12 protein-coding genes and 4 pseudogenes are annotated in these 16323 nt (G+C 61.0%); 7 read left to right on the top strand and 9 right to left on the bottom strand.

The annotated features are described in order from the left end of the window. Positions 1-250: 250 nt before the first annotated feature. The 3 genes from AC1MLZ_RS05305 to AC1MLZ_RS05315 form a co-directional block, all read right to left on the bottom strand. Positions 251-832, bottom strand: coding sequence for a hypothetical protein (locus AC1MLZ_RS05305; RefSeq protein ID WP_480960728.1), 582 nt, complete (start codon positions 830-832; stop codon positions 251-253). A 72-nt stretch (positions 833-904) separates the two neighbouring features. Further along, positions 905-1315 carry a MarR family winged helix-turn-helix transcriptional regulator gene (locus AC1MLZ_RS05310; RefSeq protein ID WP_056409546.1) on the bottom strand — a complete coding sequence of 137 codons (411 nt, stop codon included), beginning with the start codon at positions 1313-1315 and terminating at the stop codon, positions 905-907. 168 nt (positions 1316-1483) lie between these two features. Further along, positions 1484-2677, bottom strand: coding sequence for an IS701 family transposase (locus AC1MLZ_RS05315; protein WP_183938023.1), 1194 nt, complete (start codon positions 2675-2677; stop codon positions 1484-1486). A gap of 125 nt (positions 2678-2802) precedes the next feature. Between AC1MLZ_RS05315 and AC1MLZ_RS05320 the strand changes: the two genes are divergently transcribed. Together AC1MLZ_RS05320 and AC1MLZ_RS05325 are read left to right on the top strand one after the other, a co-directional pair. Continuing rightward, entirely contained in the window at positions 2803-4554 is a 1752-nt protein-coding gene (locus AC1MLZ_RS05320) for a chloride channel protein (RefSeq protein ID WP_480960729.1), read from the top strand. Between the two features lie 62 nt (positions 4555-4616). Continuing rightward, positions 4617-5333, top strand: coding sequence for an HPP family protein (locus AC1MLZ_RS05325; RefSeq protein WP_082447085.1), 717 nt, complete (start codon positions 4617-4619; stop codon positions 5331-5333). Positions 5334-5554: 221 nt separating this feature from the next. On the opposite strand, the pseudogene AC1MLZ_RS05330 reads toward AC1MLZ_RS05325, so the two are convergent. After that, positions 5555-5992: pseudogene (locus AC1MLZ_RS05330) on the bottom strand (IS5 family transposase); the annotation flags it as partial. Between the two features lie 67 nt (positions 5993-6059). Here AC1MLZ_RS05330 and AC1MLZ_RS05335 point away from each other — a divergent pair. Then, a complete protein-coding gene (locus tag AC1MLZ_RS05335; protein ID WP_480961468.1) occupies positions 6060-7085 on the top strand; it encodes an IS110 family RNA-guided transposase in 1026 nt (341 codons plus the stop codon). 240 nt (positions 7086-7325) lie between these two features. On the opposite strand, the pseudogene AC1MLZ_RS05340 reads toward AC1MLZ_RS05335, so the two are convergent. Together AC1MLZ_RS05340 and AC1MLZ_RS05345 are read right to left on the bottom strand one after the other, a co-directional pair. Then, a pseudogene (locus AC1MLZ_RS05340) lies at positions 7326-7493 on the bottom strand (IS5/IS1182 family transposase); the annotation flags it as partial. Positions 7494-7646: 153 nt separating this feature from the next. Beyond that, positions 7647-8489 (bottom strand): annotated as a pseudogene (locus tag AC1MLZ_RS05345) (IS3 family transposase); the annotation flags it as partial. A 74-nt stretch (positions 8490-8563) separates the two neighbouring features. Between AC1MLZ_RS05345 and AC1MLZ_RS05350 the strand changes: the two are divergent. Next, complete coding sequence (locus tag AC1MLZ_RS05350) at positions 8564-9592, top strand: IS110 family RNA-guided transposase (protein ID WP_480960697.1); 1029 nt, start codon at positions 8564-8566, stop codon at positions 9590-9592. Between the two features lie 236 nt (positions 9593-9828). Here AC1MLZ_RS05350 and AC1MLZ_RS05355 read toward each other — a convergent pair. The 3 genes and pseudogenes from AC1MLZ_RS05355 to AC1MLZ_RS05365 all read right to left on the bottom strand — a co-directional run. Beyond that, positions 9829-10092 (bottom strand): annotated as a pseudogene (locus tag AC1MLZ_RS05355) (transposase); the annotation flags it as partial. Between the two features lie 804 nt (positions 10093-10896). Continuing rightward, on the bottom strand, positions 10897-12003 hold the full coding sequence (locus tag AC1MLZ_RS05360) for a hypothetical protein (protein WP_151991981.1): 1107 nt from the start codon (positions 12001-12003) through the stop codon (positions 10897-10899). A gap of 130 nt (positions 12004-12133) precedes the next feature. After that, complete coding sequence (locus tag AC1MLZ_RS05365) at positions 12134-13387, bottom strand: hypothetical protein (RefSeq protein ID WP_480960730.1); 1254 nt, start codon at positions 13385-13387, stop codon at positions 12134-12136. A gap of 358 nt (positions 13388-13745) precedes the next feature. Between AC1MLZ_RS05365 and AC1MLZ_RS05370 the strand changes: the two genes are divergently transcribed. The 3 genes from AC1MLZ_RS05370 to AC1MLZ_RS05380 all read left to right on the top strand — a co-directional run bounded on the left by AC1MLZ_RS05370 (position 13746) and on the right by AC1MLZ_RS05380 (position 16103). Next, positions 13746-14894, top strand: a complete 1149-nt coding sequence (locus AC1MLZ_RS05370) for a DUF3800 domain-containing protein (protein ID WP_199861013.1) — start codon at positions 13746-13748, stop codon at positions 14892-14894. Between the two features lie 385 nt (positions 14895-15279). Beyond that, positions 15280-15486: a hypothetical protein gene (locus AC1MLZ_RS05375; RefSeq protein ID WP_199861014.1), complete on the top strand. Its 207-nt coding sequence runs from the start codon at positions 15280-15282 to the stop codon at positions 15484-15486. Between the two features lie 152 nt (positions 15487-15638). Further along, on the top strand, positions 15639-16103 hold the full coding sequence (locus AC1MLZ_RS05380) for a hypothetical protein (RefSeq protein ID WP_151991984.1): 465 nt from the start codon (positions 15639-15641) through the stop codon (positions 16101-16103). Positions 16104-16323 lie beyond the last annotated feature (220 nt).

The following is a 16323-nucleotide window of genomic DNA, read 5'->3' on the forward strand; positions in this document are numbered from 1 at the left end:
CTACTGGCGCCGACTGAACTTCGACAGGCGGCGCTCGTTTCTCGCGTCGATGAAGACTCCGTACATGGCGCTTAGCTTACGCCTCATGGCACAACCGGAATGCCAACCACACCATCGCGCACACTTGGTCGGAAATCAGTTAGCTCGCCGCCATTGCGATGGTGCGGACCGCTCGCAACGTCTTCCTGCAACAGAAAATAGACAAAGCGTCCCTCTGTCGTGGCAGTTCAAGCGCAATCGCAACAGGCCACTAAAGCCCTACAGCACCTCGTCCCTGCCTATCTCCTGCGCCCCAGCCGCTCAGAGCTACGGTAGCGGCCCGCAACAGCGCTCGTCGCGCCGCAAAGCTCGCGGGCAAGGTCTGAGACCCAAAGCGTTGCGCGAACCCCTCTCGCCAAAGCCGCGAAGCGACAACATGAATCTCGTCGCGGGTTGGCGGGCGCTCTTCACAAATGCAGGCAGTGATTGCCGGGTACAATCGAGGCGAAAGCATGGTTTTTGTCGGAACGGTCGGTTGGCTGGACCGTAGATTAACACCGTGCTCGCACCGGTCTTTCAACGCCTGCCGACGTTGATTGCGCCAGGCGCGTCCTGCGAACCAAAGCGGCACCGCTGCAACCACTGCGAACGTCAATGTCATGTTCAAGAATTCGCTTTTCGGCAGCTCACCAAACAAGGCGAGCATCAGGACCATCAGAATAGCCGATGCCCCCCATTCGGGGTGCAGCATGAGCCGAAACGCGTACCACAGGAACCAGCAAAGCAGCACGGCGGCCGCTAGGCTTCCTACGACCATACCGATCGCTCCAGCCGCAACGAGGATCAACTGCATGTCGCCGACTCCTTTCAGCAATATATATCGCATTGCGACACATATTGCAATTAGAGTGCCTTACGAACGGGATCAATCGACGCGCGCTAGCAGTTCCGCCAGCATGGGCCGAAGCCGCACGATCTCTTCGCGATGTGTCTGCGACAGCTTTCGCAAGAGCGTTTGTGCCTTCGGCGTCAAATCGAGGAGAGCCTGTCTGCCGTCGTCGGGGGATGGCTTACGTATGACTAAGCCAAGCGTTTCAAGACGATCGACCAACCCGGTCGCGCTGTGCGGTTTTAGGGCCAGACGCTCGGCGACGTAGCCTACGCTCACGTTCGCATGCCCAGCCCCCCGGATCGCGAGCAGCGCCTGGTGTTGCTGAGGCTTCAAGCCGCAGCTGGCCGCGCCTCGTTCACTGAACACGAGAAACTGGCGTAGCGCATAGCGGAAGTCTGCAAGCGCCGCATAGTCGGCGTCGGCTAACTCGTCGCGATCAATCATCACTCATATCCTAGCATTACAGTTGCATTCTGGTCTTTAAATGTGCGTGGCGGGCGGCCGCTTGATGCGCTCGTCGCCATAACGACCATGCGATGATGTGGGCGGGCGCGATACGGCGTTGGGCGAGCCGGACGGCAATGCGCCGAACCTCTTGTATTGACCAGCGGATCAGCGCCGGAGTGTCGTGCGCATTCTTTTTGGGGGCGTCACTTGGTTTGCATGATGGCGGATCACTGCCATCATGGCGAACGCAAGCATGACCAGCGATACGTGGCGATGCCATCCGTGCCAGGATCGGGTTTCGTTGTGGTCGAGGCCGAGTTCGTTCTTAGTCGTCTCGAAGCTGTCCTCGATCGCCCAGCGGTGGCCTTCAACGTGCACGAGCGCGTCGATCCCGGTCCCCGCCGGGCACCAAGTCGTGAAGAACGCCAGTTCGCCGTCCGTGATATGTCGTCGGATCAGCAAGCCGCGGGTCCACATTCCTGGGCGTCCTTCACCGTAATCGGTAGCCTCGATGTCCGCGAGTTCGAGATAGGCCCAGTCGTGCAGTCTTGCTCCCTTCGTGCCCTCGCCTGCCGACAGGCGATGCCAGGCGGCGGGATCGAGATCCTGTGCGATCTCGCCTGCAGTGCCGAAAACGGCGGGCTTCCCCACCCAGGAGCCAAAGTGATGGTTGGAGCCAACGCCGAGGACATAGCCTTTTCCGGCTCTGCGTAGCGCCTGCTCGACGTCGCCGACGCCGTACACGCTATCAGCGGCGACCCAGGTGAACGGGACGTCGGCTGCAATCGTACGTGCGATCATCTGCACCGCCAAGGCGGGCTTGGTCGCGAACCGCGTCTCCATTGGAACATGGGCCGCATCCATGCGCTCGCTGTCGCTCGTCCAAACCTTCGGCAGGTACAGCGCCCGGTCGATAAAGGCGTGACCGTGGTGCGAGACATAGGCGGCAAAGACGCCGATCTGGCAGTTGGTGATCTTGCCCGCAGACCCGGTGTATTGGCGCGAGACACCACACGACGCCTTGCCCTGCTTGAGGAAGCCCGTCTCGTCGATCACGAGCACCGCATCCTCGGCAGCCAACGTGTCGACGACATAGTCGCGTACGATATCGCGCAGCGCGTCAGCATCCCACCGACCGCGGCCGAGGATTGCCTGCTGCCGCCACGGTCCCGGATCGCCTGCCGCTTCAGCACGCATCCAGCCGGTCTTGCGCCGCTCGTCGCCTAGCAGTCCGTCCAGGAACAACCCTGCAGATGCCGCGACACGTTCCTGCGTGAACAAACCCCGCATCCGCGCCTTCACATCACGCAGCGAAGTCGCCCAAAGCTCCAGCGTCGTCTCAATCGATGCGCCCGTCATCCACAGTCTCCTGCCATGGAGACCCATTGATTCAGACTTCGATCAAATGCGCAACTGTAATGCTAGGCGTTGAAGTATATCGCGGCGCGATATAGTGGTCGCCGTTCCTGAACCGGCGAGAGCGCATGACGGCTTCCACCCTCAATATCCCAAAACCCAAGCGGCTTGCCGATCATAGCGCCGACTGGCGCATGATAATGCTCGCCGGAGCATCTATCCTAGTCGGCACTGGCGCGGCGTTCGGGGCCTGGATCCTCTTAAAGCTGATCGCATTTGCCACCAACCTGTTCTGGTTCGGCAGGATATCGGCCGCGCCTGCTGAAATCGTGGACGCACACGTCGGCCTGGCAGTGATCGCGATACCGGTCATCGGTAGTCTGCTGATCGGCCTGATGGCGCGCTTCGGTTCGGAGAAGATCAAGGGGCATGGCATTCCGGAAGCGATCGAGGCCATTCTCTACGGCGAAAGTCGCCTGTCGCTCAAGGTCGCGGTCCTTAAGCCACTATCATCGGCGATCTCGATCGGCAGCGGAGGTCCGTTCGGGGCCGAAGGTCCGATCATAATGACTGGCGGTGCGATCGGATCGCTGTTCGCCCAATGCTTCCACCTGAGCGCGGCCGAGCGGAAGACGCTACTGGTCGCCGGCGCCGCGGCGGGGATGACCGGAATCTTCGGCACGCCGATCGCCGCGATACTGCTGGCGATCGAGATTCTGCTGTTCGAGTGGAAGCCCCGCAGCTTCGTGCCCGTGGTCGTCGGAACACTGGTAGCGTTTGCCTGGCGACCTATGCTGCTAGGCGCCGGACCACTCTTCCCGTTCGCAGCGGCTCCCGTGCAGGCGTGGTGGCCGACAGGAGGTTTAGCCCTCGGGATGGGTGTTCTGGTCGGGCTAGAAGCGGCGTTGCTGTCGGTGCTGCTCTACCGCATCGAGGATGCGTTCCACCGGTTGCCTGTGTACTGGATGTGGTGGCCGGCGATAGGTGGAGTCGTCGTCGGGATTGGGGGCCTGATCGATGTCCGCGTCCTTGGCGCAGGCTATGCGAACATCCAGGCGTTGCTCGACGGATCGTTGGCGGTGCGGGTCATCCTCGCGCTGCTGTTCGTAAAAGCAATCGTATGGCTGGTTGCACTGGGGTCGGGAACATCGGGTGGCGTCCTCGCACCATTGCTGATTATGGGCGGTGCCCTGGGTGCCTTGTTAGGGCAGTTCCTGCCCGGCTCGGTAGGGTTCTGGGCGATGGTCGGCATGGCTGGCATGATGAGCGGTGCCATGCGCGCGCCGCTGACCGGCGCGCTGTTCGCGGTCGAGCTGACCGGTCACTTTGATGCTTTACCGGCGACGATCGCAGCGGCGACCGGAGCTTACGCGATTAGCGTCCTGATCATGCGCCGCTCAATTCTCACCGAGAAAATCGCCCGGCGCGGCCGTCATATTCTTCAGGAATATACCGTCGATCCGTACGAGTTCCTCCAAGCTGAGCAAGTTATGACACCCGACCCCGCCGTGTTGTCGGGAACCATGTCGATCAAGGATGCAGTCGCCTATTTTGCCAACGACGCGACGCACCGAACATATCCCGTGGTGGACGAGGGCGGGCGACTGGTCGCAATGGTGTCCCGGGCCGATGCGCTTCGCTGGCAGGTGGAAGGCGAGCTACCCGACACCTCGATTGGCGAGGCGCTATCCGATTCATCGCAGCCGACCGCTTACCCTCACTCACCCATCGGCGGAGTTGCTGACTTAATGGTCGAGAGTGGTGTTGGACGTATCCCAATTGTCGAGGTCGGCACTAATCGCGTGGTTGGCATCCTTTCACGACATGATCTGCTCAAAGTCCGCAGCGCCCGCAAACGCGCAGAGATCGACCGAACATAGCGAAAATCAGCGAAGGTATTTTCCGATGAGAACCAGATCGTTGGGGTAGGTAAATCAAAAATATGAAGCTGCCGTTGTCTTTTGTACCTATCCTCGCTGGCGCGACACTACGCGACCGCCTCTTCGCGTGCATCGGCGCGTTGATCGGCGTTGCGCTCACAAGCCTTGTGAGCGCCATGACCCTCCACGGATGGGCATCGCTCCCGTTGCTGGTAGCGCCGATCGGCGCTTCCGCGGTACTGGTCTTTGCCGTTCCAGCAAGCCCACTGGCCCAACCCTGGTCAGTGGTAGGCGGTAACGTAATATCAGCGTTGGTCGGCGTAACAGCGGCTCGGTTCGTGCCCATACCGTATCTGGCGGTAGGAGTTGCCGTAGGAGGGGCGATCTTCGCCATGTCCCTGCTTCGCTGTTTGCACCCGCCCGGCGGGGCTGCTGCGCTAACGGCCGTGATTGGTGGGCCGGCTGTGCTAGGAGCCGGTTACGCGTTCCCGTTCGTACCGGTCGGCGTGAATTCGCTCATCTTGATCCTTGCCGGCATCGCTTTCCATAGGGCCTCGGGCCATTCCTATCCTCACCGTCCGATCCCGATCGTGGGTCACGAGCTGACCGCATCGGGACTGAGTGTGCCGCATCCCGCAGATATCGACCTTGCACTCGCCGACCTCGGCGAGACCTTCGATGTAAGTCGGGAAGATCTTGACCTGCTGTTTCGGCGCGTTGAATTCCACGCGTCCAAGCGAGCAACAAGACAAACCGGAGCAAAGGCGGAAATGCGATGAGTACCGTGGGAGCACCCTCTCGGATCGGTGAGCGATCTGGGCGCTCGTGCTTCGCGGTTTGGCGGTCACAGCGGGCGTTGGCACACACCTGCCGAAGTTTTTCGATGGCGCAACAGATGCACTATCATTTGGCGGGTACTGGACATGACATATCGGACTTGAAATCAGCCGCCAGTTGCGTCTTCGTCCGTTTGGATACCGCTAGGGTCAGGACTCGTTGATCATAGCCAGAAGATGACGGTGGCGGCGAGGGCCACAGCGGAGAAGAAGACGGTCGGGCATCGGTCGTAGCGGGTAGCGACGCGGCGCCAGTCCTTCAGACGACCGAACATAATCTCGATACGGCTCCGGCTTCGGTAGCGGCGCTTGTCGTATTTGACGGGCATGATCCGGGATTTTCGGCCCGGAATGCAGGGCGTTATGCCCTTTGCCTGGAGCGCATCCCTGAACCAGTCGGCGTCGTAGCCGCGGTCACCTAGCAGCCACTGCGCCGCGGGTAGATCATCGAGCAGCGCGGCCGCGCCGGTGTAGTCGCTGACCTGGCCAGCGGTCATGAAGAAGCTGAGCGGTCTACCTTCTGCATCGGTGACGGCGTGCAGCTTGGTGTTCAAGCCCCCTTTGGTGCGTCCGATGAGGCGCCCAAGGCCCCCTTTATGGATGGCTCGCCCCTTATCTGAACCGTTGTTGCTTCACGACAGCGGGTCGTTTGCGGAAGGAGCGAAGGTCATGGACATTTCTGTGCTCGGGATCGATCTTGGCAAGAACAGCTGCAGCGTGGTTGGGCTGGACGCAATTGGCAAGGTTGTCGTCCGCCGACGAATGCGGCGCGAGACAGTCATCACCTACGCGGCGACCTTGCCGGCCTGCGTTGTGGCGATGGAGGCCTGCTGCGGTGCGCATCACATGGGACGTGCCTTGGCGCGACAAGGCCATGCGGTACGATTGATGTCGCCGGAATACGTCCGCCCTTACGTCAAGGCGCAGAACAACGATGATCGTGATGCCGAGGCGATCGCCGAGGCGGCGACACGGCCGACTATGCGGTTTGTCGAGCTAAAGACCGAGGAGCAACTCGACATGCAGACGCTCCATCGTATCCGTGACCAGCTTGTCGGAGACCGCACCTCCCTGATGAACCAGATCAGGAGCCTCCTCCTCGAACGCGGTTACATCGTCCCACAGGGGCGTGCAAAGCTTGCCCTTCGGCTGGGTGAGATGCTGGATGGTGACGAACCGGTACTCGGCTCCCGCATTCACCGGCTGGTGAGCGACATGCGCCTGCGCTGGAGCGCGCTCGACGAACGGATCGCAGATCTCGATGCCGAGTTCACCGATGCGGCTCGGGCGGATGAACGGACACGGCGATTGCTGACCATTCCCGGCATCGGTGCGCTTAATGCCACTGCGCTGGTGGCAGCGATCGGGGATGCCCGGACCTTCGGGCGCGGGCGCGACCTTGCCGCATGGCTGGGCTTGGTGCCGCGGCAGGCAACGACCGGAGGCAAGCCGCGGTTGCTCGGTATCACCAAACGTGGGAGCCGTTACCTGCGCAAGAACCTGATCCAAGGTGCGCGTGCGTCCCTGCCGGTCATGAGCAAGAGCGATACGCGACTTGGCGCCTGGCTGCGCGGTCTCCTCTCACGTTCTCATCACAACACCGTCGTGGTGGCATTGGCCGCCAAGATGGCGCGTATCGTGTGGGCGCTGCTGCGACACGAGCGCACCTACGATCCGGTTGCACAAGCAGCCTGAACAAGCTCGGCCGGCGCGCCTTGCGCCAGCTAAATGATGTCTGCGGGAGGTGAGTGAAAGATGGCCTGACAGTCGACCGGTGTCCCGGAACCCTATGGCTAAAAATGGCACTCGATGCCGGCCCCTTTATGAGGACCAGGACGCGCGGATCTCCATCTTGGCCAACGACCTCGTGTTGGAAGGCCGGATACGTTTTCGCAGACTGCTCAGAACATCAGACACAAACCGCTTGCCGACGGGGCGAGCCATACGTTTTACCCGCAGGCTCGATGCCGTGCGGTGTGCTTTCAGGTAAGTTGCGTCGATCATGATCGTCTTGGGCGTGGCGCTCGCGGCAGCCAGCCCCTCCATTATGCGGAAGAAGACACCCCTTTCGCCCCACCGTTTCCACCGGTTGTAGAGCGTCTTGTTGAGGGTCCCCCGGTTTCTCATCCAATCTGAAGGTGAGTTTCCGGCGTTCATGAGGGTCCCCCGGTTTCTCATCCAATCTGAAGGTGAGTTTCCGGCGTTCATTGAGGGTCCCCCGGTTTCTCATCCAATCTGAAGGTGAGTTTCCGGCGTTCATTCGGCCGCTCTGATGGCCGCGGCGGCAGCATATTCGAGCGGCGTCATCCAGCCAAGCGATGTGTGAGGGCGGCTCTCGTTATAGTCCCGTCGCCAGGCCTCGATCTTGGCTCGAGCGTCCGCGATGGATAAGAACCAATGTGCGTTCAGGCACTCGTCACGAAGGCGACCGTTGAACGACTCTACGAACGCGTTGTCGGTTGGTTTGCCCGGTCGGCTGAAGTCCAACGTGACGCCGTTCTCGTATGCCCAGCGGTCGAGAGCCTTCGAGATGAACTCCGGCCCATTGTCCACGCGAATGGTCTTGGGCGCGCCGCGAGTCGACGAGATCCGTGCCATCGCCTCGACCACCTGCTCGCCCTTGATCCCCTGGTCAACGTCGATCGCCAGCGCTTCGCGGGTGAAGGCGTCGACCACGGTCAGCGCCCGTAACCGCCGGCCGTCGAACAACGCGTCAGAGACGAAATCCATCGACCACATCTCGTTCGCCGCGAGTGCAGCAGGTTGGCGTTTGCGGTTGGCAGCGCTGACGTTGCGTCTTGGCTTCTTGAGCCGAAGGCTCAGTCCATCATTCCGATATAGCCGATAAACACGTTTGTGGTTCACGACCCATCCTTCCCTGCGCAACAGGATGTAGATCCGGAAATAGCCATAGCGCGTCCGCGTCGCCGCCAGATCACGGATGCGCATCACCAGCGGTGTCTGGTCCGACTTGTGCGAGATGTAGCGCACCGACGACCGCTCGACGCCCAGCGCCGAGCAACTGCGCCGCTCACTCACGGCATGGGACGCCTGGACGTACGCGACGAGCTCGCGCCGTCGTCCAGGCGTCAGAGCTTGTGGGATGGTCCGCCCCCTTACGGTTTGGACGAGTCGGGTGCATCATAAGCGCCTTCATATCGAGGAGGACCGTCATGACAGAAGTAGCAGTGGTCGGCATCGACATTGGCAAGACCTCGTTTCACCTGATCGGCTTGGATGTCGCGGGATCCATCCAGTGGAAGAAGAAGCTTAGCCGATCTCAACTGATGCGACATATGGCGGCGCTGCCAAGATGCTTGGTTGGCATGGAGGCGTGCTGTGGTGCCCATCATCTCGCTCGCGAGCTGTCAGCGCTGGATCATGACGTTCGATTGATGGCGCCTCAGTTCGTGAAGCCGTTCCTCAAATCCAACAAGAACGACTACCTCGATGCCGAGGCGATCGCCGAAGCCGTTCAGCGACCGACTATGCGGTTCGTACCGGCCAAGTCTGTTGAGCAACTCGATTTACAAGCTCTACACCGGGTACGTGAACGGCTCGTCAGCAGGCGTACCGCAGTCATCAACCAGATCCGCGCCTTCCTGCTCGAGCGAGGCATCGTATTCCGCGCTGGACGTCAGCACATGGCGCGCGAAATGCCCTTGCTGTTCGTGGACGAGCGCTCGACGCTCTCATCGCGCATGCGCACCCTCCTGCAGCGGCTCTGGGAGGAATGGCAGACGCTCGACCAAGATATCGCCGCGGTGACGAAGGATGTGGAAGCGATCGCGAAGACAGATGAGGCATGCCGTCGGCTTCTCGCCATTCCTGGTGTCGGGCCTCTAGTGGCCACAGCGCTCGTCGCGGCCGTGGCCGACGGTACGGGCTTTAAACGGGGGCGTGACCTCGCGGCCTGGCTCGGGCTTGTCCCACGACAACACTCGACCGGCGGAAAGCCGAAGCTGCTCGGCATATCCAAGCGTGGCAACAGCCACCTTCGCCGGCTTTTCATTCACGGTGCTCGGTCGGCGAGCATGCATATGAAACGCGAGCATGGCCTTGGGCCTTGGCTCGACCAACTGGAAACAAGAACACACAAGAATGTCGCGGTCGTCGCGCTGGCTAACAAGATCGCCCGGATCAGTTGGGCAGTGCTGGCACGTCAGGAAGAGTATCGGCCCCCCATGCCGATCGCCGCCTGACGCTCTAACCGCAACACCCAGGTCTGCAGCACGAGGAGTGATGGCAAACAGTCGATGGCGATACGGTCTAAGCCTGAGCAAAAATGCAGCCGTTAAAGGCTGAACTAGCTTGTTAGGACGACCGTGCGCGTATCCCATCATGGCCAGGGATCGAGATGTCCCACAAACAGGCCGGATACATTTACGCAGACTGTGCAGCCTATCGCGTTTCATGCTTGCCAGACGGGGGCGGACCATACATTTTTTGCCAGGACATCCTGCAAAATGTGCTTGTCCAGACTCAGGTCGGCAACCAGCTGTTTCAGCTGCCGGTTCTCGTCCTCAAGCTGCTTCAGGCGCCTCAGCTCGCCGACGCCGAGACCGCCGTACACCTTCTTCCAACGGTAGAACGTCTGCTCCGAAATCCCCATCCGCCGGATGACTTCGGCCACCGGTGTACCGGTTTCTGCCTGCTTCAACGCGAAGGCAATCTGCTCGTCTGTGTACCTAGATTTCTTCATTTCCAGCTCCTTGCCCGAAGGCTCTCAAGGCCGGAAAACTCTCGCTCAAAATGGACTAAAAAACAGGGGGGACGTCAGACCATGCCCCGGTCATCGAAGTCGAACAGGTGCCGCGCCTGACCGACCGAGGCTTCCTCACCTGACCGTCTCCGCCCGCCATCTGCCGACCGATCAGGCGGCCTGATCAGGATCCACGAAGATCCGCATTTCAGCCGTGGTCCGTGCCGCCCTCGGCGTGATCGCAGCGCTTTCCTGAAGCACTCTGCGTCACATTCCGCTTGGTCAATCGATGCAAGCCGCTCGGATATCGTTCACGACAACTGCCAGCTCGCTTACTCCAGGCGACGCGTAGCGATCGCAGATACCGGATCAGCGACCCCAGACCATTTAGCCAACCGTAAGATGGGCGTGCGCTCTGTCCGCCTTCCCGGCTAGGCCGGGAGCCTCCTCGAGTTGACGCAGGTCTTCGAAGCCGCCGCGCTCTTCCCGGTACCGGGCTATTTCGGCCCCCTGACCCCGCAAGGCTAAAACCGCGTCATGCTCGTCGGCGCCGCCGGTGTTCACGTTCACGTTCACGGTTGACGGGCCTGTCATTCCACGATTGCTTTCTTTCAATAATCGCGTCCAAGACGCTGCCCATTTCACTTTCACCTGACGCCTGCAATCATGCGTCCCGGGAAAAGTTCAGCGGCGGCCCGAAACAAGGCGCCGATCTTTGCCTAGGCGCCTCGTCCATCACGCGCGAGTTAAGCACGCTCTTGGGCTACGCGGTCCAATCGCTTTCTCCACCCGGCGACCGTTTCGTCACGGGTTCGGGATCAACGGGGCGTCTGCAGCCGCGAGCAAATCATTGACTTCGGCGCGACTTGACGCTTCCTCGACGTGAAGCTTCACGCTCGAGGAGCGGTACGTGCCCTTACCCCTTCGAAGCTGATCGAGTTTCCATCCGACTCTTCGAAGTATCCCCATATCCAAATGCCGCCGGGTCGCGGGAACGTTGGCCACGCGAACCGCCAGAAGACGCAGCATTTCGGTCTGAACGGCCCCAGCGACGAGATTGTGGCCTAGACAACTCAAGGTATGCCGCCGCTGGGGGCCATCCTGCGGACGATGACGCCTGAATAGACCGGGTCTCCATGCAGTCCGGCCATTCGGTGCCGCATATAGGGCATCACCGGGGACCTGGTTACGGCCACGCATGGCGAGAAACGCCGGTTCCTGGCCAATTGGAGGAAGCACCGCGTTTCGCCAGTCCGCCGGCCAAGCCGTCACCGCGTGAAGTTGACGCTGCAATACGGTGTCCACGGCCTGGGCGGGTTCGCCGTCCGCTGCCTGCAGCACCATGTTGACGCTAATCGGTTCCGCCGAACGAGTTCCGGAAGCGACATGCGGGAAAGCCTCCTGCCTGATATCGTCCAGCAGACGCGACAATGTCTCGGTGAGCGTTGCCGGACGGCCGTCGATCTGGAAGGCTCTACCAAGGCGAAGCTCCCGTAGCCTGTCGACCCAACTATCGATCGTGAAATCAGAGTGCTTTGCAACATGCACCGTAATCGCCACAACCATTCCGAACTGGTAGCCGAATGCATCGACCAGCACCCTCTCCCCGCGATCCGTCTCGACAACGCCATGGTCTTCGATCAGCCGAAGCGGAACGAACTGTTTCCAGGCCGTCTCCGCCGGAACGTTCCCCGGCGAGTCGCCGAGATAGTGCCTCCAGAACGAACTCTTCTGGCTATCGCGCCAAGCCATCTCGTAATCAGGGTGGCCCGCACCGCGCACCTGATTGTAATGATCGTCGTACGCCCATCCATCCGTGAACGCGATATCGTCCGCGTACCCCTCTTCCAGATGGTCGGTGAAACAGTCACCGGCGATGAATGTGATGCGTGCATCCGTGATTCTCGTCATGCCCACCTATTGCGCCTCCGCAGCCATACTGCTAGCCGGAAGATGACTGAGAGTGAGCCGCTGAGGCTCGGCTTAACGGCCGGGAAGAGTGGGCGCTTAGAGGGCGGGCCACAGGGTCCGCCCACCCCAGTCACGATCCGCTCTGGCGGATGATCAGCTTCGGACTCTCTTCGGGCTGCATCTTCGCTACATCGACGATTGCCACCCCACTCACCCCATCCGCAACCGCCCAGTCCAGGCGAACGGCCGCATCGTCGACCAGTCCCTGAAGGTACATCCGGAGTTCCTTCGCGTTCAGCGTCTTCAGGTTCTTGGCCAACGCCCCACGATTCAGGCTCGCCACCGAAGGATCTACGATTGACAACGTGATCGCCGAGCAAGCCCAGACCTTCCCGGCGCCTGCCTGCGTCTGCAGCGAGTAGAGACGGTCATCCGCGTTCACCGCCGCGAAGGGCAACTTGGTTGGAAGTCCCAGACGTTCGAGCCTCTCGAGCAACTCGAACGGCTGCAGGTCGGTTGAGAACGCCTTCTTGCCAGCGCGCTTTACCTGAACGATCAAGACCAGCTTCGTCACCAACGCAACGACGATACCCAAGCCTATGGATAGCATCCACACGCGGATCACGTCGCTCAAATCGAAGCCGTAGAGGATGTTGCGCCGGCTCCCCAGCCAGACGTCCGTCACGTTGGGATACACCCAGACGATCCCCATCGAGACCGATATCGCGACCAACCAATGACCTGCACCCCAGCCCAGCGACAGGAGCCCGCTCCCCTCGCCTTCGCTCGTCGGTGAGGACTGGCCGAGTATCCGCGACGTCAGACCAAACGCAGCAACCAGCAGGAATCCGGGCAGAAGGAGGAAGGATGGGACCTGCAGCACGCCTTGAACCTCGGCCATCCCGGGGACCCCGATCTCCAGTTCGGTAGCCGCCACCGATTGTCCACGCCACGTCGGTGTTCCAGCCTGACTCGTCGCGATCATGACGGCTACTTTGTGCTTGCCGCTAATGACGGGATGGTCAGCGGTTCCGTCCGTTTGGATGGGGATATGCACCATCACGGTGGAATGAGCGCTGAGGTCACGCCGATGCTTGAACTGGTTGGCATCCGTTCCGAGACGGATGAAGCTGGGAAGCACGGTCGACAGCCGATACCTCACCGGCAGGTCGGAGGGGTTAGAGAGCCGCAGGAGCATCGGTCGCGTCGAACCGTCCAACAGCGTCTCGCCTTCGAACGACAACTCCGCTTCGATCACGCTTCCAGGAGCACGCGCAGGCGCCGCCTTGATCGCGAGTGGCGCCGCAAGTACTCTTACCAGTCCTCGCGTCTGCACGATGGCGTTCGCCTCTCCTTCAAAGCCGGGCTCCGCCTTCAGTTCCAAAATCCACGGCCCGCTACGACCGAGTGATCGTACGGACGTACGGATCGAGGCGGGGCTCGTGACCGAGATCCCACGGCCACGGGACGCACCGCTCTCGATCCGTACGAGAACGTGATCGCTACGACCCCCGGCGATGGTGACGCTCGACGGTTCGATCGAAAGACGCTGAGCGGCCAGATCGCTGATGGGCAGAAGTGCGAATGGCACCATCAGCCACGATACCAAAGTACGTAGGACCGCCCATGGCGCATACATGTCGATCCGGCTTTTCATCGGACACACGTTACCGGACGCAAACAACCTCCACAATCGATGCACCTCCGTTTGGCGAAGCGCCTTCCTGACTTATATTGGCTCAATGGCCGCCCCCCTTCAGATCTTCTGCGACGAGTCCGGTCAGACCGGACCCAATCTTCTCGACGCGCAACAGCGCATCTTTACATACGCCGGGGTCGCGACGACCGATGACGAGGCGTGGTCGGTGATCTCAACCGCTCGACAGACACACGGCATCCTTGATGACGAGCTAAAGGCCAGCGCGTTGCTCAAGACCGACGCCGGACGCGCCCTAGTGCTCGATATTCTACGCGTCTATGCGGGACGCTACTCGATCGTCGCGTACGACAAGGCGCTGGCGCTCAGTGCCAAGGTTTTCGAATACGTGTACGAGCCGGTCTTTCAGCACCGGCCGGAACTTCTTTATGCGAAGGACCTTCACCGTTTCGTGGCGATGTACTGCTACACGTTCTTGATCAACCGAGATGATCTCGGAGGCGAAGCGGTACGACAATTCCTCGCGTTCATGCGCAGCTACGATCCGGCGACCGCACCCCTGCTCTTCGGAACGCATGACGAACGGGATCCTTTCGAAGGCAACCCGTTCGAGATGGTCACGAAGTTCGCCAACGGATACCGGGACGTCATCATCGCCGACAACCAGTCTGAGCGTGACGCATTGCGACCGGGAACGCTTACGCTCGATCTGGCGTCTTCGGGCCTGTTCAGCATTCTCTGTCACTTCGGGAAGGAGCGACGCCCCCTCGATGTAACTTGCGACGAACATCCACAGCTAGAGACAATATCCAAAACGCTCGTCGGCGGCGACGACGATCCCAGCATCATGCGAGCACGGAGATTAAATCCCCAAGCGGACATTTCATGGACGTTGGCCGGAAGAATACGGTTCGACCAGTCACGCAACCGACCCGGTCTACAGGTGGCGGATCTGATCGCCGGTGCAGCAAGCACCCTTGCCTCCGGCCGAACGACCAAACGCGGGATGGAAGCACACCTGGAACTCGTCGATCTACACATCAATCCGCACACCATGATGCCGGACTACGACGCGGTCAGACAGAAACTCCGTGGGCCAGCGGTCAACTGGATGGTCCTTTACGGCTTGGGTGAACACGCGGGCCGCGGCGAGAACCCGCATCTCGTTCTTCGCGAACTATACGCAGAGTCCGAGCGTCGCTGGGATGCCGGCGAAACGCCTCGAGCCGCCTGATGCCGCCGTGTCATGCCGGGGGATTATCGCGTCGGACATCCTTCCCCCCGACATTCGATGAGCCCACCCCCTCGGCGGTGAGCGGAGCAACCAGGTTTCGCGGTAACGACGACACGACGCGGCTTCTGCCGCGTCCACCGTTGAGCTATCGTTACGGACAATACGATCGGTTGGTCGGCGCAAAGGCGATACCGACCGAGAACGTCAGCATGCCGGATGGGCACCCCTATCTCGTCTCCGTATGCACCAGTGTCCGGACAATTTAGAAAGATATGCAGACCGCTCGACCATCCTCTCCGGCTAGTCTGGACAGGGCAAGACATGGTCGCTCGGCCAGGAGGCCGTTCGCGCCGTCGCCGGCGGCGCGAACGTCATCCTCCTTCGTGTGCCGCACGACATCGATGGCTTCATACGCGAGATCAACGAGCACGTCTGGTTGCCAGCGTACGACCTGCCCGTTCTCCTCAAGTTCATGGCGCGTCGTCGTGCGCCGGGGGCCGCAAGCGCACGTGAGGCCTGGCTCACGATCTACGTCGACGACCTCCAGAGCCGGCCGCTTGCGGAAGATATTGCGCGTATAGGCTGGCCCTAACTCGGGATCAATCTGATCGCATTGGCACGACCTGGGATAGCCGCGTTGCTCGCCGCGGCGCCGGGAGCCGTGCTTCTACCTGCGAGAAACTTCATGAGTGCCGAGCTCAGCGTTTCCTTCGAACTCGTGGACGCGACGCCCTATTGGAGACGATGCCTGACGATGTCTTCGAACTACTGCTGACGCCCATTCATGCAACCATGTTCGCGCGACTGCCGCCCCATGCCGACTGGACTAGCGTTTCCGAATACGAGTTGTTCGAGACATATTGCAAGTACGCCACCGGCCAGGCGCGTGCACAGCCGGATCACCCAGGCGATGCCGAGCGCTTGGCCGCCTTGGCCGGCACTTTCCTGGCATCCGCCCCACGATACCCCTGGCGACCGCCCGACGTGGCCACAGCCGGCTTTGATGACGGCGCGCTTCTTCGGCTCGAAGCAGTGAGTTTGCTATCGCGCCCCGCGGTGGACGAAATTCGGTTTGGATTCGACCGGATGCTGAACTGGGCGGTGGCCGAACACCTCGTCGCCAAAGCCGTAGATGGAAGATGGACGGCCGAGCAGACGACTGCGGCTATCGCCGCTCCTCATCCTGCCCACACCGAGACTTTCGTCTAGCCGCTGACGCGTCTCGGCTACCTGCTAACGTGCGGACGCAGCACGACCGCGAAGGATTTGGACAGTCAAAAGCCGACCACGAAGCGGCGGCAACCGGCCGGTAGAATTGACGAGCATATCGAAACACGCATTGCTCGCGATCGCCATATCGTCCTAGAACCAAGGGTCCGCGAGCACGCGGACCGAGGCGTGGAAACCTCGCTATTAGATGCCGCAAGCC

It is taken from the genome of Sphingomonas sp. PEI4 (genome assembly GCF_056679955.1).